This window comes from Microcystis sp. LE19-131.1A, from assembly GCF_027532015.1.
GTDB lineage: Bacteria > Cyanobacteriota > Cyanobacteriia > Cyanobacteriales > Microcystaceae > Microcystis > Microcystis ichthyoblabe_A.
This window is the reverse complement of sequence record NZ_JAPZSS010000226.1, coordinates 1-14,992: the sequence shown is the minus strand read 5'-3', so window position 1 is coordinate 14,992 and position 14,992 is coordinate 1. Positions and strand designations below refer to the sequence as shown.

The window sequence follows — 14,992 nt, the reverse complement described above, 5'->3', positions numbered from 1 at the left end:
AGGCTCTTCGGGACTTGGTATGGTTCGATATGGGGGCATAAATCGACTAAATCCTTATCTGGCAAGAGATTTAATTGATTAGTTCGCTCTAGATCGCAAACAATTGACAAAAATCGCGGTAATGTCTGTCTCTATAAGGGTTTCATTCCTTATAACCCCCATCCATTGCATAACACAAACCGAAGAGCCGTTAACTATAAACTCTGATAGGTCGAGAACCATTTTATGAGAACGACTAAACATAAACTCAACGGAGTCTTGACCGCCGCACCTTTTGCTTAGGCTTTCACCTTTCTAGGATCCGCTTCCCCACTGGCTGCTTTCTTATCTTCCTGGATTTACCCCTACCACAGGACAACTTAAACTGATCGATCCCCCCCTACTTTACTCAATGATCCGACCCCCGCCAACCAACAAAAAATAAAAACCGACTCACGGGAGACATCTATACCCTAACATCGAAGCCGCCGATGCACCTGGGCAGCAATAGTCCACCCTCGATCAATACAGCGTTCATTAAAACTGATGTTAGAATAAAAAAGCCAACGCACCCAAGTGTGCCAAGATGGGCGAATTGGTGGTTCTCGCCAGACAAAATGCTTGACCAAAGTAAAATACCTAACAACAGGGGCGACATCGTTTGTAAATGAGGAATCGCAACATAATCAAGTTTTGTTATCTGCTGCCAGGCAGTCAGTGGATTTAAAACAGATGCTTGTGGAGGGGAATCTGGACGGGGTTTCAAGCCAGAGATGACTTGGGACTAGACAAACCCGATGAAACAAGAATCTCCCGTCAAGCTACGCTGTGACGGTGAGAGTGTCAATGTAAAGCCGTGCTTCTAGCACGGGGTTTCCCACCCAATTTTTCTGATGAATTCGGCAAGCTCACCTGCTCAGATTGCGATTATTGGCATGGCTGGACTGTTCCCAGGAGCCAAGGATCTGGCTACCTACTGGCAAAATATTCTTAGTAAAGTCAGCGCCATTCGAGAAGCCCCTGATGACTGGAATCCTGCTAATTCTAGCGATGACAATGGCGGCTTATATACCCGTAAAGGGGGGTTTCTTGATGATATAGCCGAATTCGATCCCCTAGAATTTGGCATTATGCCCAACTCCATTGAGGGGGGCGATCCCGATCATTTTCTCTCCCTGAAAATTGCCCGGGATGCTTTGAAAGATGCCGACTATCTCGATCGCCCTTTCAACCGGGAAAAAGCTGGCATTATCTTGGGGCGCGGCACTTACTTCAATCGGGGTTTTGGCACGGTCATCCAACATGGTCTGATCGCCGATCAAACCATAGAACTGTTACAGCAAATCGTCCCCACTCTCGATGCCCAAACCTTGGGCCAGATCCGCCAAGAGCTAAAGGCCAGCTTGCCCCCCTTTAATGCCGAGATGTCCCCTGGATTAGTCCCTAATGTGGTGACTGGACGCATTGCCAACCGCCTCGATTTAATGGGTCCTAACTACTTAGTGGATGGAGCTTGCGCTTCCTCTTTGATTGCCGTTGATTTAGCAATCCAAGAACTGTTGAGCGGTCGCTGCGACATGATGCTGGCGGGGGGAGTCCAAGCCTCTACACCACCCCAGGTTCACATGGTCTTCAGCCAACTCGATGCCCTCTCCCGTTCTACCATCAAGCCTTTTGACCAGTCTGCCGACGGAACTCTTCTCAGTGAGGGCTTGGGAATTTTAGTGCTCAAACGCCTAGCTGATGCCCAAAAAGACGGCGATCGCATCTACGCAGTTATTCAAGGGATTGGCACTGCCAGCGATGGCAAAGGTTTGGGACTGTTAGCTCCCCGTTGGCAAGGGCAGGTACTGGCCATCCAGCGAGCTTACGAGAATAGCGGCATTGCTCCAGACACAGTTACTCTTGTGGAAGCTCACGGCACGGGGATGCCTCTGGGAGATAGGACTGAAATTAAGTCCCTCACCCACATCTTTGGCCAACGTCAGGGAGAGATGCCCCACCGGGCCATTGGTTCGGTTAAATCAGCGATCGGCCACTGCATTCCCGCCTCCGGGGCCGCCAGTCTGATTAAAATGGCTTTAGCTCTTTATTATAAAGTCTTACCTCCTACCCTCTGTCAGCAGCCTCACCCCTGTCTAGAGGAAGAAAAGACTTCATTTTACGTCAATACAGAAGCCCGGCCTTGGATTAACGGACAGAGCAAAGAACCCCGTCGTGCTGGTATTGATGCCTTTGGTTTTGGGGGCATCGATGCTCACGCCATTTTGGAAGAATATGATCGCTCCCCTGATCTCCCAGAGAGGAAGCTGCCCTGTTCATGGCCCACGGAATTGTTCATTTTTTCGGGAGAGGAGACAGCCAATCTCATTGATTTAGTTGAACAGGTAGAGCGGCGGCTGCAGTCATCCCCCAATCTGCTCCTTTCTGACTTAGCTTATACCCTAGCTAACCGTAATCCTAGCCCTCACCGTCTGGCTATAGTTGCCAGCGAGAAGACGGATTTACAAGCCAAACTCCAACTGGCCAAGTCAAAACTAGCAGAACCTGGACGGACTCGTTTCCAGACTCGCAGTGGCATTTACTACGCTCAGGTACATCCAGAAGCCGAAGTAGGTAAAACCGCTTTCCTATTTCCGGGAGAGGGATCTCAGTACCCCAATATGCTCTCAGATATCTGTCTCCACTTCCCGAAAGTGCGGGCTTGGTTCGACTTTTTAGATGATATATTTGGCAAAAATAGGAATTATCCGCCAAGTTACTTTATTTTTCCGCCGCCCACAGGCTTGAGCGAGGAGCAACGCCTCCTAGCAGCCAAAGAGTTGTATAACCTAGATCTGGCAACGGAGACAGTCTTTACTGCTAGTATGGCTCTCTACGAACTGCTCAAGGATCTGGAAATCCAGTGTGACGTGATGGTTGGTCACAGTACGGGAGAAAATACAGCCCTGATTGCATCTGGAACTATCCAACTGGCCAGCCGCCAAGAAATGGGGCAGAAAATTCTTGAACTTAACCAAATTTACCTAGATTTGACAGCAGAAGACCGCATTCCCCGAGGGACTCTGCTCACTGTTGGTGCCTTGGAAACTGCCATTTTGGCGGAGATGGTCGCCCAATCTTCGGGGCAACTCTACCTAGCCATGGACAACTGTCCTAACCAAGCCGTTCTCTTTGGTAATGAAGAGGCCATCAAGCAAGCGGCCAATCAACTCAGGGAATTAGGGGGAATCTGTACCCGTCTGCCCTTTGATCGTGCCTACCATACGCCCTTGTTTAACCAAGTGGCAGAAGCTCTCAGGGAATACTATCAGGGGTTGACCGTTGGACCAGGGCATACCCAACTCTACACTTGCGCTACGGGCGCTCCTTTCCCGCCAACACCACCGGAAATTCGAGAATTGGCCCTGAGCCAGTGGTCGAGCCAGGTGCGCTTCCGGGAAACGATTGGCCACCTCTATGAACAGGGAGTCAGAACTTTTGTCGAGGTCGGTCCGTCGAGCAATCTAAGCAACTTCGTTAGAGATATTCTCTCCGGGCAAGACTGCTTGGTTCTGGCCAGCAGCAGCCAACGTCGTTCCAGTCTCGAACAAATTCAACATCTGTTAGCCCAGTTATTTGTCAACGGTCGCGCCCTCAATTTTGCTCCTCTCTACCAATACCGGCAAGTGGACCTAGTAAACCTAGAGACTGCCTCTCTAGAAGCAGCAGGCAACGGTAGGCAGAAAAGGCTCTTGGACTTGACCATGCCCAAGATGAAACTTACATCAGCTTTTGTCCACACCCTTGAGCAGAAGTTCCCCTCTGTGCCGCCAGTGGCAACGGGTAGAGAGTGCATGGTCCAGGAGAATATTGAACTAACCTCAACTTTGCCGGTTTTCCCCCCAGAGAAGCCTCCTCTACAAGAGCAGATTTCTTCACCCAGTTTCTCTGCTTTGTTCCCCGATATTCGTCTTCGGGGCTTCTTGAGTCACTTGGATTTGATGGAGGAATTCCTCAATAGTCAAGCTAGGACGATCAGCAGTTTCTATACAAACCCATTCTCCCATCAGCAGCAAGAAGCGGTTGGTCTGCCTTGGGTTGATGTAGAATCTGTTCCCCTCAGCTTTTCAGAGGCTTGGCCTTTCCTAGGGGAGATTATTGAGAAGGGCGAAGGCTACCTCTACTGCCGGCGACATTTCGATCTCCACTGGGATGACTTCATTTATGACCATATGCTAGGAGGCCCCTGGTCCCATCGGCAGGCTGGTGAATTTCCCTTGCCCGTGATTCCCTTTACCGTCAGCATGGAAATTATCGCAGAAGCTGCTGCCTTTCTCTGTGATGGACAGCAATGGGTCAGTCAGGTTGACAACGTGCGTAGCTATCGCTGGCTGGCTCTGGAACAGGGATACTTGGTTCTCGACATCGTTGCCCAACTGCAAGAGCAATTAGCACCAGATATTTGGGATGTCCACGTCCAACTGTTTCAGCCGTCGCGGGGCAGCGAGCGCCGTTTAGTCTTTGAGGGTGATGTCAGGCTCACCTCTCAACTAAATCCATCACCACCAGCAACCCCTTGCCAGTGGCAGGACTCCCAACCGTCACGCTGGTCAGACGAGCAACTTTATACGGAAGGTATGTTCCACGGACCGCGACTCCAGGGGGTCAAGCATATTCGCCAGGTCAGCCAGCAAGGGATTGAAGCTGATCTAGAAGTGATGCGCGTCGATAATTTTTTTAGAGATATTGCCAGACCCATCTTTCAGATTGATGCGCCACTTTTGGATGCGGCCGCCCAGTTAGTGGCCTACTGGGGTTCGGAGTTCTTTGGGGTGAATTTTCATACTTTCCCTTTCAGTGTTAGGGTTTTCGAGCAATATGCTCCTCCCTTGCCTGCCGGAACTCCCATCTCCTGTCGTGGTTGGTTAAGCTTTGACGGCGAGCGACAGCTTCAAGGTAATTTTGAGTTTCTCAACAGCGAAGACCTTGTTATTGCTCGCGTGTTCGGATTACTGGAAATCTTTATTCGTGTCCCTCTGGAGTATCATCAACTCCGCCGGGAGCCGCAAGTGGCCTACTGGTCCGAGCCTTGGCAAGAGGAAGTAGGTATGCTCTCCCGTCGGCTGACCTTAGTTCCCGTCAACTTTTTAGACGAATTGGGAGGGGTGATTAAATATATCATCGCTCACCTGATTTTCACCCAATCAGAGCGAGAATTTTGGTACAGTTTACCAGAGCAGGGTTCCGAGCGTAAGCAGTGGCTCTTAGGGAGTTTGGTGGCCAAGGAAACTATTCGCCAGTTTGCCTTGCAAAAATTTGACTTGGCTCTGGGCCCCCTAGACGTGCAACTCTTCCCCACCGAGAGCGGTAACTTGCAAGTGTACTGCCCTCCACTGGAGAGGATGGGAGTAGTGCCTGAGGTTTCAATCAGCCAGAATCAGAACGTTTTTGTCGCCGCTGCGGTTGAACCAAGTATTGATAATCAAGAAAACTAACAGGCAGCCTTTGACAAGAGCGGCTAAATGACTATAATGTAAACACAACATTAATTCTTGTTCAGTTGTTGTTTTTGAAAAGTGAGGTTAATTAATTTATGTCTGGGAAACAAAGTTTAATTTTTAGCCAAGAAGATATCGAAGCCCAAGTAATTGCTGTCTTAGAAAATATGACGGCCGATTGGGAATTGGAGGATGGCGGCAAAATAGATACAGAAACTCGCCTAATGGAAGATTTGGCTTTTGAATCGATCGATGTGGTGCAGTTGGTAGTAGCGCTAGAAAAGAACTTTGAGCGCAAGGGATTACCCTTTGAACAACTGTTTATGAGGGATGGAGACTACGTTGATGAACTGGAAGTGAAAGAGATTGTTGAGTTCCTGCACAAAAATCTACAATAACTATAACAACTAATAGGAACTTGATACTCCCACGGGTAAACGCGTGGGATTCTTTGAAAGAGGATTTTTATGAATAAAGTTTTGATGATTGGACTCGATGGAGCGACCTTCTCTCTCTTGAATCCTTTGATGGAGGATGGTGTTATGCCATTCTTGCAGCGATTTGTCAAGCAGGGAGTGTGGGCAGATTTAATGTCAACCCCTAATCCCCTCACCCCGCCAGGATGGGTATCGATGATCACTGGCATGAGTCCTGATGCTCACGGTATCCATGATTTTTTGTATCCTGAACAGGTTGGCGAACAAATCTTTCTCAAGGTCAATGACTCCCGCAATGTTCGCTGTGAAACAATCTGGTCGATGGCCAATCGCTATGGCAAACGAGTAACGGCTTTGAACTTTTTTGGCATGGCTCCTCCCCCGCCTCTTGACGGCTATTCCATCTCTGGTTTCGTCACTTGGAAGCATTTACGGAGTGCCACCCACCCCTCTCAACTAATTGATACCATCAAAAACTTGCCTAATTTTGACTACAAACATTTAGGCATGGATATCACGGAAGAAAAGAAAACCATTCAAGGCATACCAGAAGAAGAATACGAAGATTGGATCGCCATTCATTCCCAGAGAACGAAAACTTGGGCTGATTTACTCGCTTATCTGATGACAAACGATCCCACGGATTTAACTGCCATTGTCCTGGACAGTCCCGACAAGCTGCAACACTTTTTCTGGCGCTATCTCTATCCTCCACTGATGGGGATTGATGCCGATCCAAAAGAGAGCCAAATTCGAGAACTCTGTATTCAGCACTATCGAGAGTTAGATGGCATGATCGAGCAGTTGGTGCAGTTGGCAGGACCTGAAACTAATGTCCTTCTGACCTCAGACCATGGATTCGGCACGACAACAGAAGTTGTGTATCTCAATGAATGGCTGGCCCGCCAAGGATACCTAACTTGGGGGGAAACAGCCCAGACGGATACGGACGGCAAGTTAACAGCAGACAGGATGAAAGATCATCTCATGCTGATTGACTGGCAGAAGACCATTGCCTATTGCCCTACCCCTAGCAGTAATGGAATTTACATTAAGAAAGAGACTCCTCTCAATCATGGTGTTAAAAAAGAAGATCACCAGCAATTTTGCCGAAGCTTGCAGCAACAACTTCTCGACTACAGAAATCCGGACGACGGGGAACCGATCTTTCTGGAAGTCACTTTAAACCGAGCTAAACTTGCTAGAAAACCAGAAGCGGAAAATTCCCCTGACATGACCGTCAGGTTGCGGGATGGGGGCTTTGTTTCCATTTTGAAATCCACAGAGGTGGTCCGGCCTAGAGTCAAACCCGATGGAACTCACCGCCCAGCTGGAATTTTCATCGGTTCTGGTCCCGATTTTGTCAGCGGCCAACACGTACAGCCCCTATCTATTCTCGATATTACGCCTTTGTTGTTATACTGCTTGCAACTGCCAATTCCCACTAATCTAGAAGGAAGAGTTCCCCAAGAAGTTCTCAAACCTGAAGTTCTTAAGGCTCGTCCCATTAATTATCAAGACTTCTCTGACAGTTGGGAGCAGGAAAGTGACGAAGAGGAAGCAGAAATTTCTGAGACTGAAAAGGAGGCTCTTCTCCATCAACTTCAGTTACTGGGTTATATGGAATAAATCTGATTAAACATCTCCCAGAATTGGGTTATAACCGTTATGATACCGATTTAAAATCCCAGTTTCCGGAGATGTCTAATCTAACTTTCTCAACTTTACCCGTTAAAGACAATGCCTACAGTTCAAGTTGATCCAGTTCACCAGATATCTTTAAACTACCAATGCTTGGGAGAAGGGGAAGATTTATTGCTTATCCATGGGCTAGGAGCTAACCTAGCCTTTTGGTATCCCGGTATCGCTTCTGCCCTTGCCCAGCACTACCGCGTGATTATTTATGACCTCAGAGGCCATGGCAAAAGTACAATATCTGACTCTGGCTATACCCTGACTCGGATGGTACAAGACCTGCGAGTGCTGCTTGAGTATCTCGAAGTCGAAAAAGTTCATCTTGTCGGGCATAGTTTTGGAGCGAGAGTTGCTCTCCTTTATAGCATTTGCCATGCTCAGCAAGTTAAGTCTCTGACAGTAGCAGATACTCAATTACAATGCTTGCAACCCAAGATGCGGCTGCGGGATTGGCCTCATTGGCAGAGTTGGCGACAAAAACTTCTAGAACAAGGAGCGCCCCTGCCGTCAGAAGATCAGATTATTGATTTTCACCTGCTCGACCAGTTAAATACAACTGTCAATGAACTGACCAAACCTTCCTTAAAAAACCGTGATATGGGCAGAAAAGGAAAGGAGCGATGGCAAAAATTGATGGCAACTGCTGCCAAGCAAGAATTTGAGCAGGAAACTGAAATAACGACGGCTAAATTGTCACAAATTATTCAACCAACTCTAGCAATTTATGGAGAGAAGTCTCACTGTCTGCCGACTTGCTCCCAGTTAAAGAACTTACTTCCCAATTGTTCGGAGGTAATTATTCCAGAAGTAGGACACTTTTTTCCCGTGATTAAACCCGATCAATTTGTGCAAGTGATCTTGAATTTTTGCCAGAAGGACAATCGGTTTTTAGAGAGAAAGTTGTTGGTCAGTCCAGCTTTAGAAAAATAGTGATAACTACTGCTTTTCTACAACAGCATCTCCGTCATGACTTGAGAAAATTGGGAACCAACAGTCCATGTCTAATCAGCAGAAAGTGGCAATTGTTACAGGTGGCAGTCGAGGCATTGGTAGAGCGACTTGTTTAGCTCTTGCTGGGCAAGGCTTTTCTGTTGTCGTCGTCGGCACCAACCCTGAGCGCATTGAGCAGACTCTCAACTTAATCAATGATAAATGCAATCCTTCTCCAGCTTCCCATCTCGGACTAGCACTAGATGTTAGGAAGGAAGCAGATATGGAGGAAATGGTCAACCAAGCAGTCGCCCATTTTGGTAACATTGACTTACTTGTTGCCAGTGCTGGATTGGGGAAAAAAGTCAGATCAGATCGTTCACTGCCCCGTCCGACTACTGAACTTTCCTTAGATGAATGGCACGATCTCTTGGAAGTTAACCTAACAGGAATATTCTTAAGCAATCGTGCCGTTTTGCCGATCATGATCTCACAAGCATCGGGTCAGATTGTGAATATTTGCTCGTCAACAACACCCTATGGTTTAAGGGGGGAACCTTACGCTCCCGCTTATTGTGCCTCCAAGTTTGGCGTGGTAGGATTAACTGAATCCCTTGCTGAAGAGGTGCGCCCCTATGGTATTCGTGTGCAAGCAATCTTTCCTGGTTTGGTAGAAACTGGCATGATTGCTAAAACTGCGTTAGCCCGTCGTTATGGTGGACTGCTCACAGTAGAAGATGTGGCAGCAATTATTGTTTATTTAACTCAACAGCAAGACGATACTGTAATTGTCCACCCCCACCTACTTCCCGTTTTAGAAAGATAATCGAGGGGATTGTCAAGGAGAAGATTCAATTATGAGCGAGCAAACAGGGTCTAATTTAACCGATCAAGTCACAATTATTACAGGAGCTAGTGGAGGCATTGGTCTTGCCTGTGCCAAGCGACTCTTGAATCAACACCATAAAGTGGTATTAGTAGATATCAATCCAGAAAAATTGGCTAGTACCGTCGAAGAATTAGTTACAATTGCTCCACCAGAGCAGATTCTCAGCTTGGTACTTAGTGTCTGTGATGAAAATGATATGGCGGCAATGGCCAGCGAGACAGTAGCTCATTTCGGGCGGATTGACAACCTCATTGCTTGCGCTGGTATTCTGCGAGTGGGAGAAGATTTGAAAACAATCTGGCAAACCTCTTTGGAGGAATGGCGGGCAGTGATTGAAACTAATTTAACTGGGACTTTTTTGAGCAATCGAGCCGTTATCCCCACGATGATTGAACAGAAACAAGGGGATATTATTAATATTTCTTCAGTTTCTGGCCGTCAAGGTCGGCCCTTCGATGGCCCTTATTGCGCTTCCAAATTTGGCATTATCGGACTGTCTGAATCCCTGTCGGAAGAGGTTTCCGCTTGGGGAGTGCGGGTACAGACTATTTTACCAGATGCCATTGATACACCTCTGTGGAATCAAAATGGCCCAAGTGTGCCTAAACCAACTTACGCTCTTCCTCCAGAAAGGGTGGCTGAGTTTATTAGCTATCTTCTGAGTTTACCTAGAGATACTTTCTTGCTTAATCCCGTCCTGATGGCTTTTAAGAGCCGCAAAAAACGTACTAAGATTAAGTAACGGACTGGCCTAAAATTGATACTCCCGCCGATAAATCGGCGGACTTCTGCTGACAGTAAGTTAAAGGTTACTACGGCCTACCGAGCCAGACTTCTAGCCCTCCTCGCGGGTTGTCAGTATAGACCCACTTGCCATTTTCCCTCACGGCGATTTTAGGTGCAAAAGGATTGGCCGTACCCGCAAAAAATCCGTGGGGAGTCGAAACTAAATTTCGCAAGCCAATATTGTAGGGATTGCCAAACCCATGCTGCTCCACTGGCAGCCAGTTTTCTCCGTCATAAGTTCGCCACAATTCAAACCCACTTTGATTTTTGATGAGATTTTCTAGTCCCACTTTATCCAGATAGCGCCGCGCTCGCTCTTCCAGTTTAGTGTGATCGAACCAAGAGAGAATAACACTACCATTACAAGTTCCTAAATAAAGCCAACCGTCATGAATTCCCATGTGCCAAAAATAGCCATTAAAGAAATTGCCAAATCCTGGCTGTAGATAGCTAATAGGGCGTTTTTCGCCTTGGGGAGTCTGACGGGGGGAGCCCACCACTAGCTCCCAACTATCATCCGCAAAGATGCGGATCAATTCCCCAGGTGCAGGTCCGATGCGATTGATAATATCATACCCAGAGTTTTGAATCGCACTCCCCACATATAAGGCATCGTTGAAAACCATCATGCAGGCTGCAATCTGGTTGAGCGGGCCGCGATAGGCTCCTTGGTCAATCACCTTTACCCACTTATAGGGGGGTTGGCCCAGACAGTCACTCCGCCAAACTTGGAACCCAGTACAATTGAAAGTACCGGCGTAAAGCTGATCTCGAAAAGGACAGACAGCAAACACGGCTTCATTGGTCGGATCACCAAAACCGTTAAGGCTACAGGGCTGCCATTTCCCTCCCAGAGGATCACTGCTTTCGTAAATAATGGTGTAGTCTGAGGTATTGTGCTTACTGTTGCGAGAGCCAGTGGGAGAAGTATATAGCTTACCACGAAAGGGAACTAAAAACCTGATGCTGGTGATCGGCAGGCCGACAATACCATATTCAGAAGCAGGCTGGAAAGTCTCTCCATCTTCAGACCGTAAGATTAAAGCTCCAGGCGCTCGGCCAGGGCAGGTACTCGCCACATAAAGGGCGGGCTGGGAATCGGATTCTCCTTGGAAAACCATCATGTGGCGGTAGCCCATCTCCCTCGGCACCATTCCCCCCTCACTGCCCACTACCATTGGAGATTGGTAAACATATCGCCATTCTTCGGTCACGGGATTGTAACGCCAGATTTGGGATCGTCGATCTACTTGCTCATATAAGCCCTCCACATCATCGGGACATTCAATTGGCCAGACCTCAAGCCCCCATTCTTCAATGCAGCGATGCAATTTGAGCGCACAGAGCAGAGAGCGGGTTGTACCTACAAATAAATGATCTTTAAACCACGCCATAGAGTGAGCATGAGTGTTGTGTCCATCGCCGAAACCGTTCTCGCAGATCTTTGAAAAATCCTGAAATTTAAGTCCTGGTGGGGGCGAGGGGTCAAAGGGTCGCTGTCTAGGCGAAGTAACCATATTTGGGATACAATAAGTGACAAGGTTAAGGAATATTATTATAACTCCTAAATTTACTCATGTCGGCCACCCCACCCTTATTTATTCTGGCTTCTCCCCGTTCGTTTACTTCTCTAACCAGTGCCATGTTAGGACAGCACCCAGAGACTTATGGAGTTCCAGAAATCAATCTTTTTTATGCTGATACAATCGAAGATATTCTCCAGCGCCTGAAAGATGAAGGACAGGCTCGAAAAACCCACGGACTTTTACGCACTATTGCCCAACTCTATGCTGGAGAACAGAGTTTCCCTGCCATTAAAATGGCTCATCGCTGGCTCATGCAACGTTCCCATAAGACTGGAGGAGAAGTTTATCTCGAACTGTGTGAGAAAGTTCAACCCCTGTGCATTGTCGATAAGTCTCCCGCTTATTCTCTATTTATTGAAAATCTTCAAAGAATTCCCAAGACTTTCCCTGATTCATACTACCTCCACCTCGTCCGCCATCCGCGAGGACAAGGAGAATCGGTCATGAAACTGGTACCGGAGGTTCGCATCGGCAAAGCCCCTAAAAAAGCTATTTTCGGAGCGCCAAAAACTCCTAACCCAACTATGCTTAACACTCTAGATCCCAGCCAAAAAACTGCTGTGATTGACTATCAATTTCTCTGGTATCGGATGCAGAGCAGAATTATGGAATTCTTGGAATCTATACCATCCGAAAAACAAATGCGGCTGCGGGGAGAAGATTTGTTGGGCAATCCCCCTCTTTACTTTGAGAAAATCTGTCGCTGGTTGGGCTTGTCTTGGAATGAAGCAGCCTTTGAAGCGATGTTACATCCAGAAGACTCCCCTTTTTCTTCCCCGGGTCCTTTGGGAGCGCAATTTGGTAACGATCCTAACTTTTTAAAGAACCCGGTTTTCCGACCCAAAAATATTACCTTACCCAAGTTAGAAGGACCTTTACCTTGGCGTTCAGACGGCAAAGGATTCAGTCCAAAAGTGATCGAAATGGCTCAGTTTTTAGGATATGATTGAAAGCCCTAAAGGACTTGCCTAGGAATAATATCCCAGCCAGACAATCGCTTACCTCAATAGTGGGCAATGACCTCCTCTTTGGCTTGGCCGACTGGACAACGATTTCCTATTTGGGGCTGCTGATAGCGATTGGTTCTGCTATATTAGCAAAAAAGGATTTAATTTTGAGTCATGATCGAGATTTATCTTGCAAGCCTAATTGTCGCCTTTAATACTGTGTCAGTCAATCTTTATGATATTCTCACTCCAGAGAATAACTTCCTGACTCAACCAATTGCCCAGAGAAGGCGAACTCCTCAGATGAGGCGAGGAAGACCCGAGCAATTTTCTGGCCAAGACGGTCTAATTTTAGAAAAACTGGTGCAGCAAAACCAAGAAAGGAGTTATTACCTCTATATTCCCCGTTCCTATCAAGCGAATAAGCCGATGCCGTTGCTCTTAGCGTTTCACGGGGGTGTCAGTCAAGGTAATAATATGGCGGTCAAAACTGGTTTTAATAAGATAGCCGAGCGTGAGGGCTTTATTGTCGCCTATCCTAATGGTCTTGATCGGGGTGCTTATGGTCAGTGGAGTGACGGTCGCCATTTGCCAGCCAATGATTCGATTGATGATGTTTCTTTTATGAAAGTGCTAATCAAACACTTATCTAAAACCAGAAATATTGATCAAAAGAGAATCTACGCTACTGGCGGTTCTAATGGGGGATTTTTCACCCAAAGGTTAGCTTGTGAAATGTCCGAGCAATTAGCCGCTGTCGCTTCTGTAGCAGCAACACTTCCGCAACCGATGGTATCAAGGTGTAAACCCAAAAGAGCAATTCCCATTCTGATGATCAATGGCACCGAGGATAAACTTGTACCTTGGGCGGGGGGAACGATGGAAATTGGCGCAAACGCTCAGATTCTTTCGGTGCCACAAACAGTAGCCTTTTGGAGAAGCCGCAATGGCTGCTCCACCAGGAACCAAGAGGTGCGACTTCCTGATACGCAAGCGGACGGGACCGAAGTAGTTAAAATTGGATACTTTAATTGCAAGAGTGGTGCGCCGGTAGTGCTTTATCAGATAGAAGGTGGAGGTCACGGCTGGCCTGGCGGACAGACAGATGCACTTCTGGGAAACGATTCTAGGGGAAACACACGAGGGAATCGCGCACGCCAGAGATTGGTTGGTAATACCAGCCAAGATATTAACGCTAGTGAAGTTATCTGGCAATTTTTACAGAAATATTCTCTGTGATTTACCTGTGGTGGCGACAAGTAGGCTAAAAGCCTCTGCCAATTATTAAAACTAAGCTGGAAAGTCGCCTTTCCGACTTGTCCTCAAAACCGTGCCTGAGAGTTTTCACCTCACACGGCTCCCCTCCCCTCCGATAGACCCCTTGTCATAGGTACGCTCGATAGGGAGCATCTCATTTATGCAAGTAAGTAATTATACTTATCCCTAAAACTGTTTTCTAGCAAGGCTTTCAAAATAGCTTGACATAAAAACCTGATTTAGGGGTTACAAAGGTGAGATGCTCCCCGCTCGATGGCTCGATACTACCATCGCTGGCGGTCTTAACATCCTTGTTTCTTAAGTAGGGTTTGCTAAATAGGGTTTGCTGAATAAATATCTGGACTTCCCCCGTATAAACATACTAGCTATGGCTAAAAGTCTTACAGAGTCTGAGTTAAAGCAATACAATACTAATGGACTACTGGACACAAAATCCTGAAGTCCTTACACAGATAGGGTTTGAGGCAAAAATTTTCAAATTTGACCTTTAGACTAAATGTTTACCCAATCGGCGATCACCAAAGCTCAAGGGCGATCGCTATCTCAACGGTCGAAGTCTGGCTCTTCTAGGTTCTGTGTGAGCATGGTATAATGGTGACACAGAACAGGAGGTGGGTTATGTGGATAAATTTTGATCAACTTCCTCGATTTACCAAATGTAACAGTGGTCAATTATCAAAAAATTGCTGGCTCTTCGTTACCCTTTATGCTAAATCAACAGACAAGATGCCAAGATAACATACAGCAATTCTCATTTTAAAAAGTAACAAGTGATACAGACAGAAACAAAGCTTTAAGCAAGCTACAAAATGCGCTCCCGCGAGTGCGACTGCATCGCAGAGAAGTGAGTATATAGCTGAACTTCCCCCATACATATATACCACAATAGCTGAAAACCCTTATCCATCAATGGATGCACCCCCTTAACTTTTCTTAATGTACCCATGTAATTTGTAACATTTCTTAATGGACAAGAATTCTCTCC

Annotated in this window: 9 protein-coding genes; 8 read left to right on the top strand and 1 reads right to left on the bottom strand. The window is 47.0% G+C overall.

From position 1 onward, the window contains the following. Window positions 1-872: 872 nt before the first annotated feature. From O9323_RS16605 to O9323_RS16580, 6 genes are all read left to right on the top strand, one after another. A complete protein-coding gene (locus tag O9323_RS16605; RefSeq protein WP_002751227.1) occupies window positions 873-5,456 on the top strand; it encodes a type I polyketide synthase in 4,584 nt (1,527 codons plus the stop codon). Between the two features lie 98 nt (window positions 5,457-5,554). Next, window positions 5,555-5,857: an acyl carrier protein gene (locus O9323_RS16600; protein WP_002751229.1), complete on the top strand. Its 303-nt coding sequence runs from the start codon at window positions 5,555-5,557 to the stop codon at window positions 5,855-5,857. 69 nt (window positions 5,858-5,926) lie between these two features. Further along, window positions 5,927-7,525, top strand: a complete 1,599-nt coding sequence (locus O9323_RS16595) for an alkaline phosphatase family protein (RefSeq protein WP_002751230.1) — start codon at window positions 5,927-5,929, stop codon at window positions 7,523-7,525. Between the two features lie 111 nt (window positions 7,526-7,636). Beyond that, a complete protein-coding gene (locus O9323_RS16590; RefSeq protein WP_002751232.1) occupies window positions 7,637-8,521 on the top strand; it encodes an alpha/beta fold hydrolase in 885 nt (294 codons plus the stop codon). A 67-nt stretch (window positions 8,522-8,588) separates the two neighbouring features. After that, window positions 8,589-9,347: an SDR family oxidoreductase gene (locus O9323_RS16585; RefSeq protein ID WP_002751234.1), complete on the top strand. Its 759-nt coding sequence runs from the start codon at window positions 8,589-8,591 to the stop codon at window positions 9,345-9,347. A 31-nt stretch (window positions 9,348-9,378) separates the two neighbouring features. After that, window positions 9,379-10,152, top strand: a complete 774-nt coding sequence (locus O9323_RS16580; protein ID WP_002751237.1) for an SDR family oxidoreductase — start codon at window positions 9,379-9,381, stop codon at window positions 10,150-10,152. A gap of 70 nt (window positions 10,153-10,222) precedes the next feature. Here the strand turns inward: O9323_RS16580 and O9323_RS16575 are convergent, their stop codons facing one another. Further along, entirely contained in the window at window positions 10,223-11,590 is a 1,368-nt protein-coding gene (locus O9323_RS16575) for a hypothetical protein (RefSeq protein ID WP_223210773.1), read from the bottom strand. A gap of 182 nt (window positions 11,591-11,772) precedes the next feature. Here O9323_RS16575 and O9323_RS16570 point away from each other — a divergent pair, with 182 nt between their 5' ends. Both O9323_RS16570 and O9323_RS16565 read left to right on the top strand, forming a co-directional pair. Continuing rightward, window positions 11,773-12,732 carry a sulfotransferase family protein gene (locus O9323_RS16570; protein ID WP_002751240.1) on the top strand — a complete coding sequence of 320 codons (960 nt, stop codon included), beginning with the start codon at window positions 11,773-11,775 and terminating at the stop codon, window positions 12,730-12,732. A 171-nt stretch (window positions 12,733-12,903) separates the two neighbouring features. After that, entirely contained in the window at window positions 12,904-13,968 is a 1,065-nt protein-coding gene (locus O9323_RS16565; protein ID WP_002751242.1) for an extracellular catalytic domain type 1 short-chain-length polyhydroxyalkanoate depolymerase, read from the top strand. Window positions 13,969-14,992: the final 1,024 nt, after the last annotated feature.

Excerpts from the sequence above, each read along its gene's own strand:
- O9323_RS16565 (WP_002751242.1), top strand. The coding sequence starts at position 12,904 with ATGATCGAGATTTATCTTGCAAGCCTAATTGTCGCCTTTAATACTGTG.
- O9323_RS16575 (WP_223210773.1), bottom strand. The coding sequence starts at position 11,590 with ATGGCGTGGTTTAAAGATCATTTATTTGTAGGTACAACCCGCTCTCTG.
- O9323_RS16595 (WP_002751230.1), top strand. The coding sequence starts at position 5,927 with ATGAATAAAGTTTTGATGATTGGACTCGATGGAGCGACCTTCTCTCTC.
- O9323_RS16600 (WP_002751229.1), top strand. The coding sequence starts at position 5,555 with ATGTCTGGGAAACAAAGTTTAATTTTTAGCCAAGAAGATATCGAAGCC.
- O9323_RS16585 (WP_002751234.1), top strand. The coding sequence starts at position 8,589 with ATGTCTAATCAGCAGAAAGTGGCAATTGTTACAGGTGGCAGTCGAGGC.
- O9323_RS16580 (WP_002751237.1), top strand. The coding sequence starts at position 9,379 with ATGAGCGAGCAAACAGGGTCTAATTTAACCGATCAAGTCACAATTATT.
- O9323_RS16590 (WP_002751232.1), top strand. The coding sequence starts at position 7,637 with ATGCCTACAGTTCAAGTTGATCCAGTTCACCAGATATCTTTAAACTAC.
- O9323_RS16570 (WP_002751240.1), top strand. The coding sequence starts at position 11,773 with ATGTCGGCCACCCCACCCTTATTTATTCTGGCTTCTCCCCGTTCGTTT.
- O9323_RS16605 (WP_002751227.1), top strand. The coding sequence starts at position 873 with ATGAATTCGGCAAGCTCACCTGCTCAGATTGCGATTATTGGCATGGCT.